This window comes from Microlunatus sp. Gsoil 973, from assembly GCF_009707365.1.
Classification (GTDB): domain Bacteria; phylum Actinomycetota; class Actinomycetes; order Propionibacteriales; family Propionibacteriaceae; genus Microlunatus.
In genome coordinates this window covers 147,486-167,901 of the sequence record NZ_CP046122.1, presented here as the reverse complement: position 1 = coordinate 167,901, position 20,416 = coordinate 147,486, and the positions used below count along the sequence as shown (strand labels likewise).

Below are 20,416 nucleotides of genomic sequence, written 5' to 3'. Positions count from 1 at the left end.
GGACAGCGTCCACTTGCACAACTAAAGTGGACGGTGTCCACTTCGGAGTGGACGGTGTCCACCAATTGATGTCGAGGAGATTCTGATGAATGACAAGCAACCGACGACGGCTGCCCCCCGGGGCGGCCAGCTGGTCACCGCCGACGAGTGGTTCGCCGGCGGACGGCGGGTCGGCTACGACCCGAGCGCCCGTCACGTGGCGCCGGCCTCCCACCCCGGGTCGGCCGATGCAGCGGCCCGGAACGCGGTGCAGGTGTTCGAGCGCATCGCTGCACCGGCGGGCGGGACAGCACTGGATGCGGTGTGGCTGACGATGTTGCCCGGGTTCCCCGATGGGTCCTACGGCTGGGCACAGGTCGACCGGCTGCTCGGCGACGAGCCCACGCCACGCCTCTACGTCGAACCCGTCGGGCAGGGCGACTCGGACAAGCCGCGGGACTATCCGTACTCGACGATGGAACGTGCAGATCTTGTCCAGGCCCTGTGGCGACACCACGATGTCCGGCACACAGTCGTTGTCACCTTCGACTACACGTCGCTGGCCGTCCTCGAACTGCTGCGGCGACAGCTGGACGAGCCGGCCGGAGCGGCCGGGACCAGGATCACCGCGGTATTCATGATCAACGGGGGCCTGTTCGCCGACCGTCACAGCCACCCGTGGCTCGGCACTCCGCTGTTGCGCAGCCGGATCGGCGCCTTGGGGATGCGGCAGTGGCAGGCGTCGTTGCGCCCGTTCGAGGTGTCCATGCGGCGAGCGCAGATGTATTCGCGTGACTACCGTCCGGAGTCGGAGGAGATCGCCCAGATGTGGTCGGCGATCACTCGACGGGACGGCGCGGCCTTCGCCCACAATGCCGCCGGTTTCCTCCGGGAGCACAAGCGGCATGCCGAGCGCTGGGATCTCGCCGCGATCGACCGTGAGCTGGACGGCTCGGTCGCCCTCTACGTCGGCGGCAGTGAGGAGGACGCCTACGAACACCGCCAGCTACCGGCGACCCGGATCCGTGCTCCCCGGGTCGAGGTTCGCACCTTTCCCGGAGGCCACCTGACCACCAGCGAACATCCTGACCTGCTGGCGACCGAGATCCGCCGGATCGCCGCCCGTCACGGGGTCGGAGCAGCGACCACCTCGACGCGATCGGAGTAGAACGCAACGTAGTCGGCGATCTCCGAGAGAGCCTCGTGCGGCTGCTCATAGGTCCAGACAGCGTTCTTCAGCAAGGCATTTCCGGTGCGGATCGTGAAGTACGACGCGTCTCCCTTGTAAGGGCAGTACGTCGCATGATCGGTCCGCTCGAGCAGGCTCATCTCCACGTCGGCTCGTGGGAAGTACCGGACGACCGGATATCCGGCCTCGGCGAGTGTGAGCGTCGCCGTCGAGTCAGCGATCGTCGAGCCGTCCACCGTTGCGGTCACCCGATCGGAGCTGGGCTCGACGGTGATCGGATGATGCGGGCCGGGAACCTTGATCGGTCTGTCGGTCGATGCTTCGGTCATGGGAGCCACAACAGCAGCGCTGGATTATCAATTCCGCGCCTCCTCGAGCGCTTCCCGGGCGTACTGCTGTTGGGTCGGCGTGCCGAGAGCCTCGGCCAACTCCAGCGTCAGCTCGAACTCGGCGATCGCGCCGTCCCGATCGCCGGCGTCGTACAGCGTCCAGCCGTGGTTGTTGTGCAGGGAGATCAGCCAGCGTCTGGTGCGCTCGTCGCTGGAAGCCGCCGCGAGCCGTACGGCCTGAGCGGTCCAGTCCGGCTCATGATCGACGTCGCTGATCGCCAGCATGTGCAGGGCGTCGATCTGCAGGAACTCCAGGTCGTGTCGCTGCGCCAGGTCGGCCGCCGCACGGAAGTACGGCAGGGCACCACCGGTGTCACCCGCCGAGTTCTCCACCCGGCCCCGTTCGAGGGAGATCCGGGTGGCGACGGCGGGGTGATCGGACACGATGCCGTCCAGGGTGGTCCGGGCCTCGTCGAACCGGTCCTGCAGGCCGAGAGCGCGGGCAACCTGGGTGAGGTACTCGCAGCGTTCGTCGCCGGTCGCCTCGTCGGCCGCCGAGCGCAGCCGCTGCTCGCTGGCCGCTGCGTTGCCGAAATCCCAGAGTTCGTCCAGCCGCTGCTGGGTGATCATGGGTCGAATATAGAGCGCCGCCCGGAGACCGGACGCCGATCAGCCGGCCGGCTGGTAGGTGGTCAGGCTGCTGGACGCGGCGACGATCCGCCGAAGGTCCTCCAGCGTCCCGGTGATCATCCGGTGGGTGCGCGCCTGGACCAGCAGATTCCCCAAGGCGGTCGCCTCAACCGGCCCGGCGATCACCGGCAGACCGGTGGCCTCGGCAGTGAGCCGGCAGAGCAGTTCGTTCTGTGATCCCCCGCCGACGATGTGCAGCCGGTCGACCGTCCGGCCGGACAATTCGGCCGCTTCCTGAACGGTCTTCGCGTACGCCGCCGCCAGCGAGTCCAGAACACAGCGGGTGATCCCTGCCGGGTGGCGCGGCACGGCCCCGCCGGCGGACACGCACGCCCGGATGATCCGGGCCGGCATGTCGCCCGGTGCGATGAACTCCTCCGCGCCGACGTCGACCAGCGGGCCACCGGCCGGCAGCTTCGCGGCGTCGTCCAGCAGCTGACCAAGATCATGGTCCAGGCCGTCGACGGTCCACTGCCGCAGCGACTCCTGCAGCAGCCAGAGCCCGCCTTCGTTGCGCAGGTAGCGGATCCGGCCGTCGACGCCGGCCTCATTGGTGAAGTTCGCCAGCCGGCTCGCCTCGGTGAGGATCGGCTCGGGTGTCTCGATGCCGACCAGTGACCAGGTTCCCGAGGAGACGTAGCCGAAGTTCGGTCCGGTTGCCGGGACGGCGGCGACCGCCGAGGCGGTGTCGTGGGTTCCCACTGTGGTGACCACGACGTCGGGCGAGAGTCCGGTCTGCTCGGCGACGGCCTCGGTGATCCGGCCCCGTACGCTGCCGGGCGGTTCGATCGGCGGCAGCAGGTCGCGGCGGAGGCCGGCGACCTCGAGCAGCCGATCCGACCAGTCGCGGGTGCCGGCGTGCAGCAGCGCCGTGGTGGAGGCGTTGGTCACGTCGGTGGCCAGCCGTCCGGTCAGCTGATGCGCCAGCAGATCCGGCAGCAGCACCACCTGCGCCGCGGTGCCCCAGGCGGGGCAGGACTGCTCGGCGACCAGCTGGTAGATCGTGTTGAACGGCAGGAACTGCAGCCCGGTGATCGTATACAGCTCCTCGGGTGGGATCCGGCCGTGGACCGCGGCGACGGCTTCGGCAGTCCGGGCCTCGCGATAGCTGTGTGGTTCTTCGACCAGCCGGCCCTGGGCATCCAGCAGGCCGTAGTCGACGGCCCAGGTGTCGATCCCGATGCTGATCACATTCGGGTGCCGGCGCGCCACCTCGGTCAGTCCGATGATCACCTGCTGGTGCAGCCCGGTCAGGTCCCAGCGCAGTCCGGTCGGGGTCTGGATCGGGCCGTTGGGAAAGCGGTGCAGGATCTCGCTGGTGATCCGGCCATCGGCGAGCCAGCCGGCGATCACCCGCCCGCCGGAGGCGCCGATGTCGATCGCCACGAAGACCGGCGGGCTGTTGCCGGTCATCGCAGGAATGCTGCGGCGACGCCGGCATCGACCGGGATGTGCAGCCCGGTCGTGTGATCAAGTTCGGCGGACGTGAGCACCGCGACCGCGTTGGCGCAGTGTTCGGGCAGGACCTCCCGCTTGAGCAGGGTGCGCTGGGCGTAGAAGGAGCCGAGGTCCTCCTCGGCGACCCCGTACACCTTCGCGCGCTGGGCACCCCAGCCGCCGGCGAAGATGCCCGAACCCTGCACCACCGCATCGGGGTTGATGCCGTTGACCCGGATGCCGTACTCGCCCAGTTCCGCTGCCAGCAGGCGTACCTGGTGGGCCTGGTCGGCCTTCACTGCGCTGTAGGCGACGTTGTTGGGTCCGGCGAAGATCGAGTTCTTGCTGGAGACATAGATGATGTCGCCGCCGATCTGCTGGTCGATCATGATCCTGGCCGCGGCCTGGGAGACCAGGAACGAGCCCTTGGCCATCACGTCGTGCTGGGTGTCCCAGTCCTGTTCGGTGGTCTCCAGCAGCGGCTTGGAGATCGACAGCCCGGCATTGTTGACGACCAGGTCGACGCCGCCGAAGGCCAGCACCGCAGCGTCGAAGGCGTCGCGGACCGCGGCCGGGTCGGTGACGTCGGCGGCAACCCCGACGGCGACGTCGGTGCTGCCGAGGTCGGCGGCCACCTGCTCGGCCTTGGCCCGGTCAAGATCAGCGATCACCACGCAGGCACCCTCCGCGGCCAGTCGGGTGGCGATGGCTTTCCCGATGCCGCTGGCCGATCCGGTGACCAGGGCGATGCGGCCGGCATGGCTGCGCGGCTTGGGCATCCGTTGGAGTTTGGCCTCCTCCAGCGCCCAGTATTCGATCTTGAACTTCTCGCTCTCGTCGATCGGCGCGTAGGACGATACCGACTCGGCGCCGCGCATCACGTTGATCGCGTTGAGGTAGAACTCGCCGGCGACCCGCGCAGTCTGCTTGTTGGCACCATAGGAGAACATCCCAACTCCGGGGACAAGGACGATGGCCGGATCGGCGCCGCGGATCGCCGGGGAGTCATCATCGGCATAGCGTTCGTAGTAGGCGCGGTAGTCGGCCCGGTACTGCTCGTGCAACTCCTGCAGCCGGGCGACGGCATCCTCCAGCGGTGCGTCGGACGGTAGGTCGAGGACCAGCGGTTTGATCTTCGTACGCAGGAAGTGGTCGGGGCAGGAGGTGCCGAGCTCGGTGAGCCGCGGATGTTCCTGCCGGGACAGGGAAATCCAGCACCGCGGGGTCGTCGGTGAAGTGTCCGACCACAGGTCTGTCGGCCGAGGCCAAGGCCCGGACGTGCGGAGCCAGAACGGCCGCCCTGGCCCGACGTTCGGCCTCGGGAAGGGCCTTATAGCCAGGTTTCACGGCGCCGAACGGGTCGGGCCTTCCGTGCTGGGCGAGATGTTCCTTGGCGGTGCGGATGATCGTCAGTGAGTTGGCTTCGCACTCGTCACTGGTCTGCCCCCAGGCGGTGATGCCGTGGCCGCCGAGGATGCAACCGATCGCTTGCGGGTTTGCCTCCTTGATCTTGGCGATGTCCAGGCCGAGCTGGAATCCGGGACGTCGCCACGGCACCCAGACGACCCGGTCGCCGAAGATCGTCCGGGTCAGCTCCTCGCCGTCGGCGGCGGTCGCGATCGCGATCCCCGAGTCGGGATGCAGATGATCAACATGGGGGGCGTCGACCAGGCCATGCATGGCGGTGTCGATGGACGGCGCGGCTCCACCCTTGCCGTGCAGGCAGTAGTCGAAGGCGGCGACCATCTCGTCCTCGCGGTCGATCCCGGGATAGACCTCGGGCAGGGCGCGCACCCGGTCCAGCCGCAGGACCGCCAGCCCGGGCTCGGTGAGCGTGCCGAGATCGCCTCCGGATCCCTTCACCCACAGCAGTTCGACGAGTTCGCCGGTGACCGGGTCGGTGTCGGTGCCCTTCGCGGAGGTGTTCCCACCGGCGTAGTTGGTGTTCTCCTTGTCGGCGCCCAACCGGTTGGACCGCTCCAGCAGCTCCTGGACCGTCTTGTTCACGTCGTCATCCCTTCCGCACCTCGCAGCCGCACCACTTACAGCTTCCTGCACCGTGTGTACCCGGTGCGGCGTGCTGGAAAGGGTGCGGCAACCGTCGTGACCGGGCTAGGCGCCCCAGCCTGCCTGGGTTCCGCCGATCCGTTCGGCGATGATCTGCTCGGCGTAACCGCTCTTCGCGTACGCCGCCATCGGGTCGGCCGGCAGCCCGCGGCCGGCCCGCCAATCAGCGAGATCGGAGCGTACGTCTGTGTAGAAGGCGTCCATCAGCACCTGGTTGGCGCCGAGGACGTCACCCGCGGACTGTGCCTCGACCAACGCCTCATGATCAACAAGGAGCGCCCTGGCCGTCATCTCCGAGACGTTGAGCACCGACCGGATCTGGCCGGGGATCTTGGGTTCCAGGTTGTGGCACTGGTCCAACATGAACGCGACGTCGGAATCCTTGCCGTAGCCACCGTTGGTGATCACCTCGTGCAGGATCCGGAAGAGCTGGAAAGGGTCCGCGGCGCCGACGATCAGATCGTCGTCGGCGTAGAAGCGGGAGTTGAAGTCGAAGGAGCCCAGCTTGCCGAGGCGGAGCAGCTGGGCGACGATGAATTCGATGTTCGTGCCCGGCGCGTGGTGCCCGGTGTCCAGACAGACCTTGGCCTTCTCGCCGAGCGCGACGGTGTGGGCGTACGCGGTCCCCCAGTCGGGCACATCGGTGTGGTAGAAGGCCGGTTCGAAGAACTTGTACTCCAGGATCAGCCGCTGATCATCGGCGAGCCGGTCGTAGATCCTGCTCAGCGAATCGGCCAGCCAGTCCTGCCGGCGGCGCAGATCGCCCTGTCCGGGGTAGTTGGTGCCGTCGGCCAGCCAGATCTTCAGATCGCGCGATCCGGTGGCGTTCATGATCTCGATGCACTCGTACATGTGATCAAGAGCCTTGGCCCGGATCTGGCTGTCGTGATGGGCCAGGCTGCCGAACTTGTAGTCGTCGTCCTGGAAGGTGTTGGAGTTGATCGTGCCCAGGCCGACCCCGTGCTCCTTGGCGAAGCGGGCCAACCTGTCATAGTCGTCCACCTTGTCCCAAGGGATGTGCAGCGCGACAGTCGGCGCCAAGCCGGTGAACTCATGCACCTTCGCGGCGTCGGAGATCTTCTCCTCCGGGTTGCGCGGCACCCCGGGCTGCCCGAACACCCGGAACCGGGTACCCGAATTGCCGAACGCCCAGGACGGCAGTTCGATCGCCTGGTCTTCCAGCAGCGGTGCGATCTGATCAAAGCTCGGCATCGTCGTCATCTCTCCTTCGAGCCGCCGGCACTGAAACCTTGAATCGTTTCAGATGCGGCTGAGATTAGTGCCGCTTCGGGTGGCGCGTCAACTGGCGGCCTCGGTCCGCCCGGTCGGCGACGCTTCGGACCCGCAGACAGCAGTCCCCGGCCCGGCGCCGAATGCGGGTGAATTCGTAGCCCGTGGTGCCAAATCGACGGCTCCTGGCGCGCGGACCCGCCAATCCGTACCTCGTGGTACCAAGTCGACGGCCTTCGCGCGCGGGTGCCGCGAATTCGCACCACGTGGTACGAAATCGACGCGCCCGCCGCCCGGATCCGCGAATTCATGCCACGTGCTACCAAATCGACGCCCTCAACTCCAAGGAACCGCGATTTCGTACCTGGTGGTACGAAATCAACGCCAATCGCCCCCGCTGGGCTGAAGACCGTAACCCGTGTTACCGATTCGACAACCGCGCGCCCGAGACCGGGGCAAGGGCGGCGCACCACGCCATCTTGGGGCCGAACGGACCGGGCCCGGGCGATCTAGGGCAAGATGTGCCTGTGGTGAAACGTTCACCTGCGGTCAGCATCAGGGACGTCGCCGAGCGTGCCGGCGTGGCACTCGGCACGGTGTCCAACGTGCTCAACCGCCCCCAGAAGGTCGCCGAGCCGACCCGCAAGCGTGTGCTGGCGGCGATCGACGAGCTCGGCTTCGTCCGTAACGATGCCGCCCGACAACTGCGCGCGGGCCTGAGCCGAACGCTGGGGCTGGTCGTGCTCGACGTCGGCAACCCGTTCTTCACCGAGGTGTCCCGCGGCGTGGAGGACCGGGCCGCCGAGGAGCAGTTGTCGGTGCTGCTGGGCAACTCCGACGAGACTGAGACCCGCGAGGCGGCCCACCTCGACCTGTTCGAACAGCAACGGGTACGCGGCCTGCTGATCTCCCCGGTCGGCGACGTCTACGAGCGGCTGGGCCGATTGCGCCGCCGCGGCACACCCACGGTCCTGGTCGATCGTCCGGCCGAGGACCATCCGTACTCCTCGGTGTGGGTCGACGACGTCGCCGGTGGCCGGATGGCCGTCGAACATCTCCTGCAGGCCGGGCGGCGGCGGATCGCCTTCGTCGGCGGACCGGCGACGCTGCGCCAGGTCGCCGATCGCCGGGCCGGAGCCGAGCAGGCCATCGCCGGGAGTCACGCGAGCCTGGAGATCATCGAAACCGACAGCCTGACGGTGAGCGCCGGCCATGCGGTGGCGCAGGCGATCGCCACCCGCCCCGCGGCCGAGCGACCCGACGCGATCTTCGCCGCCAACGACCTGGTGGCCATCGGCCTGATGCAGTCGTTGTCCATGGTCGACCACCAGCTGGTCCCCGGAGCGATCGCGATCATCGGCTATGACGACATCGATTTCGCAGCCGCGACGGTGATTCCGCTGTCCTCCATCCGGCAGCCGGCCGAACTGATCGGCCGTACGGCGGTGGAGTTGCTGCTCCGGGAGTTGCAGGCCATCGAGTCGGGCGGCGAAGTCGATCATGAACAGGTCGTCTTCCATCCCGAACTGGTGGTGCGCGAGTCGACGGTCGGCGCCCGGTGAGCGAGCCTCCGTCGCGGGGCATTCCGGAAGACGTACGCCGCCAGTTGCGCGACCTCGCCGACGCCGCGGACGAGCCGACCGCCTGGTTCGAGCCGCTCTACGCCCGGGCAGCGGCCGGCGACATCGCCGTCCCGTGGGACCGCGACGTACCCAATCCGATGTTGATCGAGTGGCTGGCCAACCATCCATTGGACCCGGCCGGCAAACGCGCCGCAGTCGTGGGTTGTGGGCTGGGCAACGATGCCGAGCTGATCGCGGCCCGCGGCTTCCAGACGACCGCGTTCGACATCGCGCCGACGGCGCTGGAGCTGGCCCGCCGCCGCTACCCCGACTCGCGGGTGAACTACGTGCAGGCCGATCTGCTCGCCCTGCCCGACGAATGGCGCCAGGCGTTCGACCTGGTCGTCGAGTGCATCACGGTGCAGGCGCTGCCGCCATCGCTGCACCAGCGCGCCGCGGCCGCGGTTGCCTCACTGGTCGGGATCGGCGGGCTGCTGGTGGTGATCTCCGGCGCTCGGGTCGGCGACGAGGTCCCGGACGATCCGCCCTGGCCGCTGACCGGGGACGAGCTCGGCTATTTCGCCGTCGACGGCGTGGAACGCGCGGTGGTCGAGACGGTCCCGGTGGGTGATGGCCGGATCCGCTGGCGGGCCGAGTACCGCCGTCCCGATCCCGAACACGACGAGGACAAGACGGCCGCCCACTGGCTCTGACCGGCTGCTCTGCGGAGTGGGCTAATCCTTGTCGTACATCGAGTCCAGCACCTCGACGTACCGCTTCTCCACCGCGGCGCGACGGATCTTCTGACTCGGCGTGACCAGTCCCTGCTCGACGGTCAGCTCCTCCGGAAGGATCTCGAAACGCTTGATGGTCTCCCAACGGTCCAATTGGCTGTTCACCCGGTCGACGTAACCCTCGATCAGGGTGCGCACCTCGAGCTTGGCGGACAGCTCGCCGAGACTGGCCGAGGACAGATCATGATCACCGGCCCAGCTCTGCATCGCATCCGGATCGAGGGTGATCAATGCGCTGATGTACTTGCGATGTTCACCGTGCACCAACACCTGGCTGATGTACGGACATTCGGCCTTCAGCGCGCCCTCCACCTTCTGCGGTGCGACGTACTTGCCACCCGAGGTCTTGATCAGATCCTTCTTGCGATCGGTGATCACCAGACAGCCCTCGTCGGTCAGGTGACCGATGTCGCCGGTTCGCAGCCAGCCGTCGACCAATGTCTCTGCGGTGGCCTGCGGATTGTCGTGGTAGCCGCGCATCACCCCAGGCCCCTTGAGCAGGATCTCGCCATCCTCGGCGATCCTGACCTCGGTGCCGATCAACGCCGGCCCGACGGTCCCGAAATGGGGGTTGCGGGGATCGTCGACGAAGCTGGCTGCACTGGTCTCGGTCATGCCGTACCCCTCGACCACCAGTAGCCCGGCGTCATAGAACCATTCCTGGACCTCACGATTCAGGCCGGCCGACCCCGAGACGAAGAACCGGATCCGGCCGCCCATCCGGTCCTTGATCTTGGAGAAGACCAGCCGATCGGCGAGAGCAGCCTGCCATTTCAGCAACCCTGTCGGCTGCTTCCCGGCCAACCGGTGCGGCACCGTACGGCGCCCGACCCGGAACGCCCAGTTGAAGATCCTGGCCTTGACACCGCTACCGGCCTGCAGCATCACCGTGGCCCGGACCTTCTCGAAGATCCGCGGGGCACCGGCCATGAACGTCGGCCTGACCTCTCCGAGACCATCGACGATCTTGTCGATCCGACCGTCCACCGCCGTGACGAAACCGATCTGGAACTGGACGACGCTGAGCAATTTGCCGAAACAGTGTGCCAGCGGCAACCACAGGTACTGCACGTCGTCGGGTCCGGCCAGGCCCAGCTCGTCCAGGGCCACGCCCTCATAGGTCCAACTGTCGTGCACCAGCCGTACGCCCTTGGGCTCGCCCGTCGTGCCCGAGGTGTAGATCAGCGTCGCCAGGCTCTCCGGTCCCACCTTGCTCATCGCCGTCTCGACCGCGTCCGGGTGCTCGGCACGATAGGCGCGTCCGGTCTCCAGCAGCTGATCCCAGCCGATCACCAGCTCGTGATCGGTGCGGCCCTCGATCTGGATGATCTTGGCGAGGTTCGGAAGCCGATCAAGGCCTTCCAGCACCTTCGCGGTCTGCTCGCCGTTCTCGGTGAAGATCATCCGGGAACCGGAGTTGCCGAGGATGTAGGCAACCTCACCGGAACGGGTGTTGGGATAGACGGTGGTCGTCGCCCCGCCGGCACACACCACGCCGAGGTCGGCCAGCACCCATTCCATTCGCGTCGTCGAGGCGATCGCCACCCGATCCTCGGGTTCGAGACCGAGCGCGATCAACCCGGCGGCAAGATCGAACGCCTTCTCCTTGGTCTGGTCCCAGGTCAGCGAAACCCAGCGGTCCCCCTCGGGATAGCGGTACGCCTCCCGCGGCCCGGACGCCTCCACCTGCCGCAGAAACATCTCCCCAACCGTGGCGGGTCGCGCGTTCACCCGCTCCAGCGCGTCGGGCCGGTAGGGACCCAGGGTCGGTTGCGTGGACGTCATGGCTGACTCCCCTAGCTCCAGCGACGATCGTGATGACCTCATCAGGACCGGCGAACGACTTCTCCATCTCCTGTCACTCTAGTGTCCGTCATCGGGAGACCGGGAACCAATGACTCAGACCACCTCGAACGCCGACATCATGCCCATGTCCTCGTGTTCCAGGTTGTGGCAGTGCATCAGGTAGTGGCCGCGGTGATTGGTGAACCGCACCGCCACGTCGGCATACTCGGTCGGCCGCAGATCCAGGGTGTCCTTCCAGCCTGCCTCGACCGGTTCCGGTCGATGACCGGTCCGGCTGATCACCCGGAAGGGCGACAGGTGGACGTGCACCGAGTGGTTCAGGTCGGTGTAGAACCGCCAGATCTCGGTTCGGCCGAGCTGGGGTCTGGCATCCATCCGCCCGGGATCGAAGAACCGGCCGTTGATCGCCCACATCGTCATCCCGCCGGACGGTTTGCGGGTGAAGCGCCATTCCCGGCGAATCGCGTTGCTGGTGTCGAGGGGTTCCAACTCGGTCAGCGTGGCCGGGATCCGGGAGTCGTCGCGGGCCTTGCGCGCCACCCGGAACCGCATCACAGTCGCCGTGCTGCCACTGCCCAGTCGATTGGCCAGCACCACCTCGGACCCGACCGGATAGCGGGAGAAATCGATGATGACATCGTGCCGCTCGGCCGACGCGGTGGTGATCGATTCCAGCCGTACCGGTGCGCTCAGGAGACCGCCGTCGGTGCCGATCACCGTGAAGCCCCGACCGTCCCCGGGTGGCGGCGGATCGAGCTGCAGTTGATAGCGCCGGGCGTTGGAGGCGTTGAGGATGCGGAACCGGTAGCGTGCCGCATCCACTTCGAGCTCGGGCCATGGTGCCCCGTTGACCAGGATCACGTCACCCAACACCCCCGACGCGTAGGGAGCAGTGACTCCCGGCGTGCTGATCAGCCGTGGATCCAGCGCCGGGTAGTGCAGGTTGCCGTCGGCCTTGAAGGCACGGTCGGTGATCATCAGTGGAATCTCCCGATCACCGTGCGGCAGCGGCAGCTCGTCCTCGACGTCGTCGCGGATCAGATGGAAGCCGGCCATACCCCGCCACACCTGTGGCCCGGTGAAATCCATCCGGTGGTCGTGGTACCACAGGGTCGCAGCCTGTTGATCATGGTCGTAGTGATACTCCCGTTCACCGAGCGCGACATCTCCCCGCATGGCCCCGTGATCATGAGCGGTCTGCTCACCGTCCCAGTGCCTGGGCAGCACCAGGTCGATCGGGTAGCCGTCGCTGGCCGGCGCGGTGTTGCCGCCGTGCAGATGGACGACACTGGGCACCGGCAGCTGGTTCTTGTGCCGGACGACCACCCGTTCACCACGGCGGGCCTCGATCGTCGGACCCGGGAAGATCCCGTCGTATCCCATGATCGTGGTTCGCAACCCCGGCAGCATTTCCACCTCGGCGGTGCGCTGGACGATCTCGTACGACGTGACGCCGGCCTGTGTGGCGACCGGTTTCTTCACCGGAGGGATCGGCATTGGCACCTGGTACGGCCGCGGCAGCCGCAGACTGCTGTGCAACAACCGGGCACTCTGGCCGGCCGGACTGTCGGCGCAACCCGCCAACGGGCCGACCGCCATCCCGGCCAATCCGGCACCAGCCAGACCGAAGAGCGTACGGCGTCTCATCCGACCACCGCCCCCTCCGGCTCGGCCTCGGCATCCTCGACCGCCGAGCGGGCGCGGCGCGGACGGTGCTTGGCGGAATACGGCGACCAGAACCAGATGGTCAGCACGATCGCGCCGCCGACGACGGCCACCCCGAGGGGGATGTGCACGCCGAGATCGCGGACGTAACCCATCACCGCCTGGACCTCGATCGCCACTGCCAACAGGATCGTGATCAACACCCAGACCCGGCCGCCGGCCACCACGTACCAGATCACCAGCGGGATCAGCAGCAGCCCGAAGGTCTCCAGGGCCACCGCGCCCGCACTGTGCATCTGCAGCAACGCATAACGGCCGTCCAGATACTGGCCGATGGTGAGGGGTTGAGCGACCGCGGCCACCGCGGTCAGTGACAACAACACCCGCACCACCCAGCGCGATGCCGCGAACCCGACCCTCGGCCTGGTCTCGACGGACCTCTCGATGGAACTCATGCCTCACACCGTATATGTAGGCAGTCTACTTATGCATCGGGAATTTCCCTGGCATTCGCGGCCTGGAACCCTGATCCATAGCCGAGCAGCCAACCTATCCACCGCTGGCGCGCTACCATCGCCGCATGGCGGCCGACAATGTCAAGGGGCATCTGGACAGCCTGCTGCTGGCCGTCCTGGAGGACGGACCCCTGCATGGCTACGCCGTGATCGAGGCGATGCAACGGCGCAGCGGCGGTGAACTGAACCTGCCGACCGGTACCGTCTATCCGGCACTCCGTCGACTGGAAACCGCCGGCTACCTGCAGGGTCGGTGGAGTACCGTGGGTGGCCGCCGCCGGCGCACCTACAGCCTGACCGCTGTCGGCCGTCGGGCGTTGAGTGAACGGCGCACCGAATGGCTGCGATTCTCCGGCGCCATCCAGCGCGTCCTGGGAGGCACTGCACGATGACGACATCAACTGCCGAGGTCACCACGATCCCCGGGCTGCTCGCAGCGCTGCGGGCCAGGATCCCGCAGACCCGGGTCGGTGCGGGCCGGGAGCTGATCACCGAGATGCGCGACGGCCTGGAGGATGCGGCGGCGGCCTACCGCGAGGCCGGGCTGCCGGCAAGCATCGCCGAACAGAAGGCGGTCGAAGACTTCGGCGTCAACGAGATCGACAGGATCGCCAGCCAGTGCCGGACCGAACTCGGCGCCTCGGCCACCCTCCGAGCGGCCGTGGTCGTGGGGATCGGCTATCCACTGATCCTGACCAGCTGGGCGCTCTACTATGCGGTCTTCCAGACGGTCACCCGTTTCACCGATGGCACGTCGGCAGGGACCGGATTCACCCTCATCGGCGCACTATCAGTGCTGTTCTCCACGGCGACCGTCGGATTCCTGAGATATCGCCGGCGGCGCACCGACCGGGTCCATCGGGTGGCCATCACCTTCACCGCTCTTTCTCTGGCGTCGATCGCTGCGACCTACCTGCTGGCGTTCCTGAGTCACCGCGCCCGATCCGGGCCGGACGCAGGTCTGGTGGCCGGAATCGCCGTGCAGCAACTCAGTGCGGTGATTTCCGGTGTGATGGTCTGTGTCGTCCTGTATTCCTTCTGGCGTAGCACAAACGCCTGGCGTGCGGAGAGACTGCTGATCACGACGCAGCGACATTCCTGAGCCATTTCGGCGTAGATTATCCGGCGACCTTCACCCGTGCAGTAGGTTCGCGCCATGGCGCGCTTCCCGCAGGACCGAAGTTGGTGACGATGAGCCAAACCCCGTGGTTGAACGAATCCGAACAGCGGATCTGGCGGACGTATCTGTTGGGTGCCGCCGAGCTGTGGCAGCGCCTCGATCAGGCACTCCGTCCGTTCAACCTGTCGCTCAACGAGTACAGCATCCTGGTCTGCCTGTCGGAGGGCCCGGACCAGCGGCTGCGGATGTCCGAACTCGCCGACGCGGTGCACCAGTCCCGCTCCCGGTTGACGCACACGATCACCCGGATGGAGGCCGCCGGACTGGTTCGGAGGGAGGCCTCACGATCGGATCGTCGCGGGGTCTGGGCGGAGCTGACACAACGGGGAGTCGAACTTCTGCAGGAGTCGGCCCCGGCCCACGTGGAATCGGTACGCAGGCACCTGATCGGCCCTGCCGGCCCCGACGACTGGGAGGCACTCGGTCGGGTCTTCGACGGGCTGTTGGACACCCCACGCGACGACGGCACCCTGACGCCCCGCCATTTCATCCTGGTCGCTCCCACGCCGACGTCGGACCCCGACGATGAGGATGTCGCGGATGACACCGACGATGCCGAGGACGCTGACGATTGCCTCTCCGAGGACCCGGAGTCCCCGGCGGCGTCGTCGGGTGGATACGTGCGCCACTGAGCGTCGGCGGCACGCCGCCCCTTAGGCTTGACGCCGCTATGACTGACGTCACCACGGCCGACCCGGCCGATCCGGCCGACGCCGTCGGGCCCGCGGACCACATCCTCGACCCGGCGGCACGCGACCTGTTGGCCGAACTGCGCCGTCGCGGGCTCGGCGCGGCGGTGGACAGCAGCACCCTGACCCGGGCGCTGTATTCCTCCGACGCCTCCATCTACCGGGTCGTCCCGCAACTGGTCACGTGGCCGCGGACCGCCGAGGAACTTGTCGAGATCGGCCGGTTGGCGGTCGACCATGAGGTGCCCGTGACCAGCCGTGGAGCCGGGACGTCGATCGCCGGGAACGCGATCGGGACCGGCCTCATCCTGAACACCTCGAAACACCTCAACAAGATCGTTTCCATCGACCCGGAGGCCGGCACCGCAACCGTCGAACCTGGTGTGGTGCACGCCGCCCTGCAACGCGAGGCGACCCGGCAGGGCCTGCGTTTCGGACCGGATCCCAGTTCGCACACCCGGTGCACCATCGGCGGCATGATCGGCAACAACGCCTGCGGGTCGCGGGCGTTGGGTTACGGCCGCACCGCCGACAACCTGGTCGACCTGGAGATCGCCACGGCCGACGGCACCCGGATGCTGATCACCGCCGACAGCTCACCGTCCGATTCGGCGTTGTTCACCCGCCTGGACGCGCTGGTTCGTGATCATCTCGGCCTGATCAGGACCGAGTTCGGCAGGTTCGGCCGACAGGTGTCGGGCTACGCGCTGGAGAACCTGCTGCCGGAGAGGAACTTCGACGTGCTCAAGTTCCTCGCCGGTACCGAAGGAACCCTGGCCATGATCACCAGGGCAACGGTGCGGCTGGTCCGCGATGCGCCGTACAAGATCATGATCGCGCTCGGTTATCCGAGTATGGCGGAGGCAGCCGATGCGGTGCCGGCCATCCTGCCCTACCGTCCGACGGCTGCCGAAGGACTCGACTCGAGGATCGTTGACGTCGTCCGCCGGCGGCAGGGCGAGGGTGCGGTACCGGTGTTGCCCCGGGGTGCCGGCTGGATGCTGGTCGAGCTGGCCGGTGAGGATGATCATGACGTACGCGACCGGGCCGAACGGCTGCTTGCCGACTCCGGTTGTCTGGACGGTTTCATCGTCGACGATCCGGCGCGGACGGCCCGATTGTGGAAGATCCGGGAGGACGGCGCCGGGCTGGCGGCGGTCAGCCTGAGCCGTCCGGCACACGGTGGCTGGGAGGACAGCGCCGTCCCGCCGGAGCATCTCGGCGCCTACCTTCGGGACTTCGAGAAGCTGATGGGCTCCTACGGCGTCGAAGGGCTGCCGTACGGGCATTTCGGTGACGGCTGCGTGCACATCAGGATCGACTTCCCGCTGTGGGAGGAGGGCGGCGGGGACCAGTACCGGCGGTTCGTCGAGGATGCCGCGGAACTCGTTGCCGGCTACGGCGGTTCGATGTCCGGTGAGCACGGCGACGGCCGGGCACGCTCGGCCCTGCTGCCGAAGATGTATTCCGCCGAAGCCATCCGGCTGTTCGGCGCGGTCAAGCAGATCTTCGATCCGGGCAACCTGCTCAATCCCGGAGTGCTGGTCGATCCTCGGCCGGTGGACGCCGATCTGCGGATCCCGCAGGTACGCCTCCGCCCGTTGGCGCTGGCCGATCCCGGTTTCACCCGGGAGGTGCATCGCTGTACCGGGGTCGGCAAGTGTGTCGCCGACAACACCGCCGGCGGCGGGGTGATGTGCCCGTCCTTCCAGGCGACCGGCAACGAGAAGGACTCGACCCGGGGGCGGGCGCGGGTGTTGGAGGAGGTGATCAACGGGCGGCTGGTGGGCGGTGGCTGGACAGCGCCTGAGGTGCACCAGGCATTAGACCTTTGCCTGTCCTGCAAGGGATGTCGCCGGGACTGCCCGACCGGTATCGACATGGCAGCGTACAAGGCGCGGGTGCTGGACGAGACGTACGCCGGCAAGCCGCGGCCGCGGTCGCACTACGCGCTGGGACAGTTGCCACGCTGGGGACGGATGATCACCCGACTGCCCGGTGTGGCGCGATTGGCCAACCTCGGCACCCGGATGCCGGGACTGAGCCGGCTGATCAAGTCGATCGCCGGAATCGACCGGCGGCGCAGCCTGCCCGCCTTCGAGACCAGCAGGATCACTGACCGGGTGCCGATCGCCGGCGACGCGGCGAACCTTTCCGGACCGTCAGCGGCCAAGCCCGTGATCGTCTGGACCGATTCGCTGTCCTCGCAGTTCGCCGGCGGGCCGATCCCGTCGGCCATCACCGTGTTGGAACGGGCGGGCTACCAGCCCTACCTGCTCCCCCGCACCGCCTGTTGCGGTCTGACCTGGATCAGCACCGGACAGCTTGACGGCGCCCGGCGGCAGTTGCGCAACGCGGCAGCGGTGTTGGCCCCGTACGCCGAGGCCGGGATCCCGATCGTCGGTCTGGAACCGTCCTGTCTCGCGGTGTGGCGCAGCGATGCCGGCGAACTGCTGGACGATCCGCGGATCGCCACGGTGGCGGCCGGCATCCAGAGCCTGGCGGAGTTGCTCACCCACACCGACGGCTGGCAACCTCCCGATCTCACCGGTGTCGAGGTGGTGGTCCAGCCGCACTGTCACCATGCGTCGGTCAGCGGTTGGCAGACCGACGCCGCGTTGCTGGCCCGGACGGGCGCCGCGATCACCACGGTCGGCGGCTGCTGCGGCCTGGCCGGCAACTTCGGGATGGAAAAGGGCCACTACGAGGTCAGCGTCGCAGTCGCCGAACATGATCTTCTTCCCGCCGTCCGGGCGGCCGATCCGGAGGCGATCGTGCTCGCCGACGGATTCTCCTGCCGTACGCAGCTGGCCGAGTTGGGCGGTCGTACGGCGATCAGCCTGGCCGATCTGCTGGCCCGCTGACCGCCGCAGGAACGTTCCGGAGATCGGCGACGGCAATCGGTGACGGTTGTCACCTGGGGGTCCTGACAGACGTCGCAGGCAGGTCCGGACCGGCGACCGTAGCGTCCTGATCATGGACAGAAGTGCAACCAAGGACCAAAACGCACGTGCCGTCGACCCGACGACAGTCGCGCATCACAAGGACGATCGGAGGGCGGCGCCCCGCGCGCGGCGGGCGATCGTGATCTTGATCGCGCTGACGGCGGCGCTGCTGGACTGGGTGCTCTGTGCCAAGATCATCGGCACCGATCTGGTCGTCGACCAGGGATTCGGCCCGCAGGTCGTGCACCCTGTCCTGGTCGCCGCGGCGCCGATCATCTCCGGGCTGGCGGCCTGGTTGTTGCTGGCCGTCCTGGAACATTTCCTTGGCCGGCGGGCCGCGACCGTCTGGCGGGTGATCGCCGGGGTCGTGCTGATCGGTTCCCTGTGGTCGCCGATCACCATGGCGTTGTCGGTGCCGGCCGCGATCGCCCTGGTGTCGATGCACGTCGTGGTCGGAACGACCTTCATCGTCGGCCTGCCGGGCCGGCGGGTCGGCGGCTGACCCGTCAGTCGCGGGTCAGCCGACGGTGCGTGGTGCGGTGCGGCCGGGCGGCTTCTGCGCCGAGGCGCTCGATCTTGTTTGCCTCGTAGTCCTCGAAGTTGCCCTCGAACCAGTACCACCGGGCCGGATCCTCGTCGGTGCCCTCCCAGGCCAGGATGTGGGTCGCGACCCGGTCGAGGAACCAGCGGTCGTGGGAGACGACGACGGCGCAACCGGGGAACTCCAGCAGCGCGTCCTCCAGCGACTGCAGGGTCTCCACGTCCAGGTCGTTGGTCGGCTCGTCCAGCAGCAGCAGGTTGCCGCCCATCTTGAGCGTGAGCGCGAGGTTCAAGCGGTTGCGCTCACCACCGGACAGCACACCGGCCGGCTTCTGCTGGTCCGGGCCTTTGAAGCCGAAGCTGGCGACGTAGGCGCGGGACGGCATCTCGAAGTTCGCGACCTTGATGTAGTCCAGCCCGTCGGAGACGACCTCCCAGACGTTCTTCTTCGGATCAAGACCGGAGCGGCTCTGGTCGACGTAGGAGACCGAAACGGTCGAACCGAGCTTGAGCGTTCCGCTGTCCGGGGTCTCCTCGCCGACGATCATCCGGAACAGCGTCGACTTCCCGACGCCGTTGGGGCCGATGACACCGACGATTCCGGCCCTGGGCAGCGAGAAGGACAGCCCGTTGAACAGCGTGCGGTCCTCGAAGCTCTTGACAAGGTCCTCGACATCGAGCACCTGGTTGCCCAGCCGCGGGCCCGGCGGGATGTTGATCTCCTCGAAGTCGAGTTTGCGGCTGCGTTCGGCCTCGGCGGCCAGTTCCTCGTAGCGGGCCAGGCGGGCGCGGTTCTTGGCCTGCCGTGCCTTGGGGTTGGAGCGGACCCACTCCAGCTCCTGCTCAAGGATCTTCGCCCGCTTGGCGTCCTTGCGACCCTCCAGTTGCAACCGGGAGCGCTTGGTCTCCAGATAGGTGGAGTAGTTGCCCTGGTAGGGGTAGGTGCGGCCGCGATCGAGCTCGAGGATCCACTCGGCGACGTCGTCGAGGAAATAGCGGTCGTGCGTGACCGCCAGCACGGCACCCGGGTAGCTCTTCAGGTGGCCCTGCAGCCAGAACACCGATTCGGCGTCCAGGTGGTTGGTCGGCTCGTCGAGCAGCAAGAGGTCGGGCTGCTGCAGCAGCAGCTTGCAGAGCGCGACCCGACGGCGTTCACCACCGGACAGGATGTCGACGTCCGCATCGCCGGGCGGGCAGCGCAGGGCGTCCATCGCCTGCTCCAGCTGGGAGTCGACCTCCCACGCCTGGCGGCGATCAAGCTCGGTCTGCAGATCGCCCATCTCGGCGAGCAGCGTGTCGTAGTCGGCGTCCGGGTCGGCCAGTTCTTCGGAGATCTCGTTGAACCGGGCGAGCATCTGCTTGGTCTCGGCGACGGCCTCCTCGACATTCTCCAGGACTGTCTTGCCCTCGGTCAGCGGCGGTTCCTGGAGCAGGATGCCGACGCTGGCGTCCTTCGCCAGCCTCGCCTCCCCGTTGTTGGGCTGCTCGATGCCGGCCATCAGCTTGAGCAGCGTTGACTTGCCCATGCCATTGGGACCGACGACGCCGATCTTGGCGCCGGGTAGGAAGTCCAGGGTGACGTTGTCCAGGATGACCTTGTCGCCAAGGGCCTTGCGTACGCTCTGGAGCTGGAAGATGAACTCAGCCATGGCTGCGCGTGTCCCCTTCGAACGGATGGATCTGACCGAGGACCAAACCTAGTGCCCGCCACCGCCCAGACAAATCCCGATCGCCGTCAGGTATCTTGACGTCAAGGAATTCAGTGATCCCGAACCCCTCTTCAGCCAGGAGTCAGGCGA

At 67.5% G+C, this 20,416-nt stretch carries 17 protein-coding genes and 1 pseudogene; 8 read left to right on the top strand and 10 right to left on the bottom strand.

Features of this window, described 5'->3' with window-relative positions:
• Positions 1 to 85 precede the first annotated feature (85 nt).
• Positions 86 to 1,147 (top strand): alpha/beta fold hydrolase, encoded by a 1,062-nt coding sequence (locus GJV80_RS00820; RefSeq protein WP_154686300.1) that lies wholly within the window; start codon positions 86 to 88, stop codon positions 1,145 to 1,147.
• Here the strand turns inward: GJV80_RS00820 and GJV80_RS00815 are convergent.
• From GJV80_RS00815 to rhaI, 6 genes and pseudogenes are all read right to left on the bottom strand, one after another.
• Positions 1,105 to 1,497: a DUF427 domain-containing protein gene (locus GJV80_RS00815; protein WP_154686299.1), complete on the bottom strand. Its 393-nt coding sequence runs from the start codon at positions 1,495 to 1,497 to the stop codon at positions 1,105 to 1,107. The genes GJV80_RS00820 and GJV80_RS00815 overlap by 43 nt on opposite strands.
• Before the next feature lie 27 nt (positions 1,498 to 1,524).
• Positions 1,525 to 2,127, bottom strand: coding sequence for a hypothetical protein (locus GJV80_RS00810; RefSeq protein WP_154686298.1), 603 nt, complete (start codon positions 2,125 to 2,127; stop codon positions 1,525 to 1,527).
• 39 nt (positions 2,128 to 2,166) lie between these two features.
• Positions 2,167 to 3,600 (bottom strand): rhamnulokinase family protein, encoded by a 1,434-nt coding sequence (locus GJV80_RS00805; protein ID WP_154686297.1) that lies wholly within the window; start codon positions 3,598 to 3,600, stop codon positions 2,167 to 2,169.
• Positions 3,597 to 4,769 carry a bifunctional rhamnulose-1-phosphate aldolase/short-chain dehydrogenase gene (gene rhaD, locus GJV80_RS23430; RefSeq protein ID WP_230208476.1) on the bottom strand — a complete coding sequence of 391 codons (1,173 nt, stop codon included), beginning with the start codon at positions 4,767 to 4,769 and terminating at the stop codon, positions 3,597 to 3,599. Before rhaD ends, GJV80_RS00805 begins: the two co-directional genes overlap by 4 nt.
• A gap of 304 nt (positions 4,770 to 5,073) precedes the next feature.
• Positions 5,074 to 5,631 (bottom strand): annotated as a pseudogene (locus tag GJV80_RS23425) (class II aldolase/adducin family protein); the annotation flags it as partial.
• A gap of 105 nt (positions 5,632 to 5,736) precedes the next feature.
• The gene (rhaI, locus tag GJV80_RS00795; RefSeq protein ID WP_370518804.1) at positions 5,737 to 6,912 is read right to left on the bottom strand and encodes an L-rhamnose isomerase; all 1,176 of its coding nucleotides are present in this window, start codon (positions 6,910 to 6,912) and stop codon (positions 5,737 to 5,739) included.
• Between the two features lie 539 nt (positions 6,913 to 7,451).
• Here rhaI and GJV80_RS00790 point away from each other — a divergent pair.
• Together GJV80_RS00790 and GJV80_RS00785 are read left to right on the top strand one after the other, a co-directional pair.
• Positions 7,452 to 8,483 carry a LacI family DNA-binding transcriptional regulator gene (locus GJV80_RS00790; protein WP_230207986.1) on the top strand — a complete coding sequence of 344 codons (1,032 nt, stop codon included), beginning with the start codon at positions 7,452 to 7,454 and terminating at the stop codon, positions 8,481 to 8,483.
• Positions 8,480 to 9,196, top strand: a complete 717-nt coding sequence (locus GJV80_RS00785) for a bifunctional 2-polyprenyl-6-hydroxyphenol methylase/3-demethylubiquinol 3-O-methyltransferase UbiG (RefSeq protein WP_230207985.1) — start codon at positions 8,480 to 8,482, stop codon at positions 9,194 to 9,196. Before GJV80_RS00790 ends, GJV80_RS00785 begins: the two co-directional genes overlap by 4 nt.
• A gap of 21 nt (positions 9,197 to 9,217) precedes the next feature.
• Here the strand turns inward: GJV80_RS00785 and GJV80_RS00780 are convergent, their stop codons facing one another.
• From GJV80_RS00780 to GJV80_RS00770, 3 genes are all read right to left on the bottom strand, one after another.
• A complete protein-coding gene (locus tag GJV80_RS00780) occupies positions 9,218 to 11,062 on the bottom strand; it encodes a long-chain fatty acid--CoA ligase (RefSeq protein WP_230207984.1) in 1,845 nt (614 codons plus the stop codon).
• A 114-nt stretch (positions 11,063 to 11,176) separates the two neighbouring features.
• Positions 11,177 to 12,730: a multicopper oxidase family protein gene (locus GJV80_RS00775; RefSeq protein ID WP_154686295.1), complete on the bottom strand. Its 1,554-nt coding sequence runs from the start codon at positions 12,728 to 12,730 to the stop codon at positions 11,177 to 11,179.
• Positions 12,727 to 13,203: a hypothetical protein gene (locus tag GJV80_RS00770; RefSeq protein ID WP_154686294.1), complete on the bottom strand. Its 477-nt coding sequence runs from the start codon at positions 13,201 to 13,203 to the stop codon at positions 12,727 to 12,729. Before GJV80_RS00770 ends, GJV80_RS00775 begins: the two co-directional genes overlap by 4 nt.
• 125 nt (positions 13,204 to 13,328) lie before the next feature.
• Here GJV80_RS00770 and GJV80_RS00765 point away from each other — a divergent pair, with 125 nt between their 5' ends.
• The 5 genes from GJV80_RS00765 (at position 13,329) to GJV80_RS00745 (ending at position 18,579) form a co-directional block, all read left to right on the top strand.
• The gene (locus tag GJV80_RS00765; RefSeq protein ID WP_154686293.1) at positions 13,329 to 13,655 is read left to right on the top strand and encodes a PadR family transcriptional regulator; all 327 of its coding nucleotides are present in this window, start codon (positions 13,329 to 13,331) and stop codon (positions 13,653 to 13,655) included.
• The gene (locus GJV80_RS00760; RefSeq protein ID WP_154686292.1) at positions 13,652 to 14,365 is read left to right on the top strand and encodes a permease prefix domain 1-containing protein; all 714 of its coding nucleotides are present in this window, start codon (positions 13,652 to 13,654) and stop codon (positions 14,363 to 14,365) included. The genes GJV80_RS00765 and GJV80_RS00760 overlap by 4 nt, the downstream gene beginning before the upstream one ends.
• An 89-nt stretch (positions 14,366 to 14,454) precedes the next feature.
• Complete coding sequence (locus tag GJV80_RS00755; RefSeq protein WP_154686291.1) at positions 14,455 to 15,075, top strand: MarR family winged helix-turn-helix transcriptional regulator; 621 nt, start codon at positions 14,455 to 14,457, stop codon at positions 15,073 to 15,075.
• A 38-nt stretch (positions 15,076 to 15,113) separates the two neighbouring features.
• Entirely contained in the window at positions 15,114 to 17,996 is a 2,883-nt protein-coding gene (locus GJV80_RS00750; protein WP_154686290.1) for an FAD-binding and (Fe-S)-binding domain-containing protein, read from the top strand.
• A gap of 112 nt (positions 17,997 to 18,108) precedes the next feature.
• Entirely contained in the window at positions 18,109 to 18,579 is a 471-nt protein-coding gene (locus tag GJV80_RS00745; RefSeq protein ID WP_154686289.1) for a DUF6069 family protein, read from the top strand.
• 4 nt (positions 18,580 to 18,583) lie between these two features.
• Here GJV80_RS00745 and ettA read toward each other — a convergent pair whose 3' ends face one another.
• Positions 18,584 to 20,266, bottom strand: coding sequence for an energy-dependent translational throttle protein EttA (gene ettA, locus GJV80_RS00740; protein ID WP_154686288.1), 1,683 nt, complete (start codon positions 20,264 to 20,266; stop codon positions 18,584 to 18,586).
• Between the last annotated feature and the right edge of the window lie 150 nt (positions 20,267 to 20,416).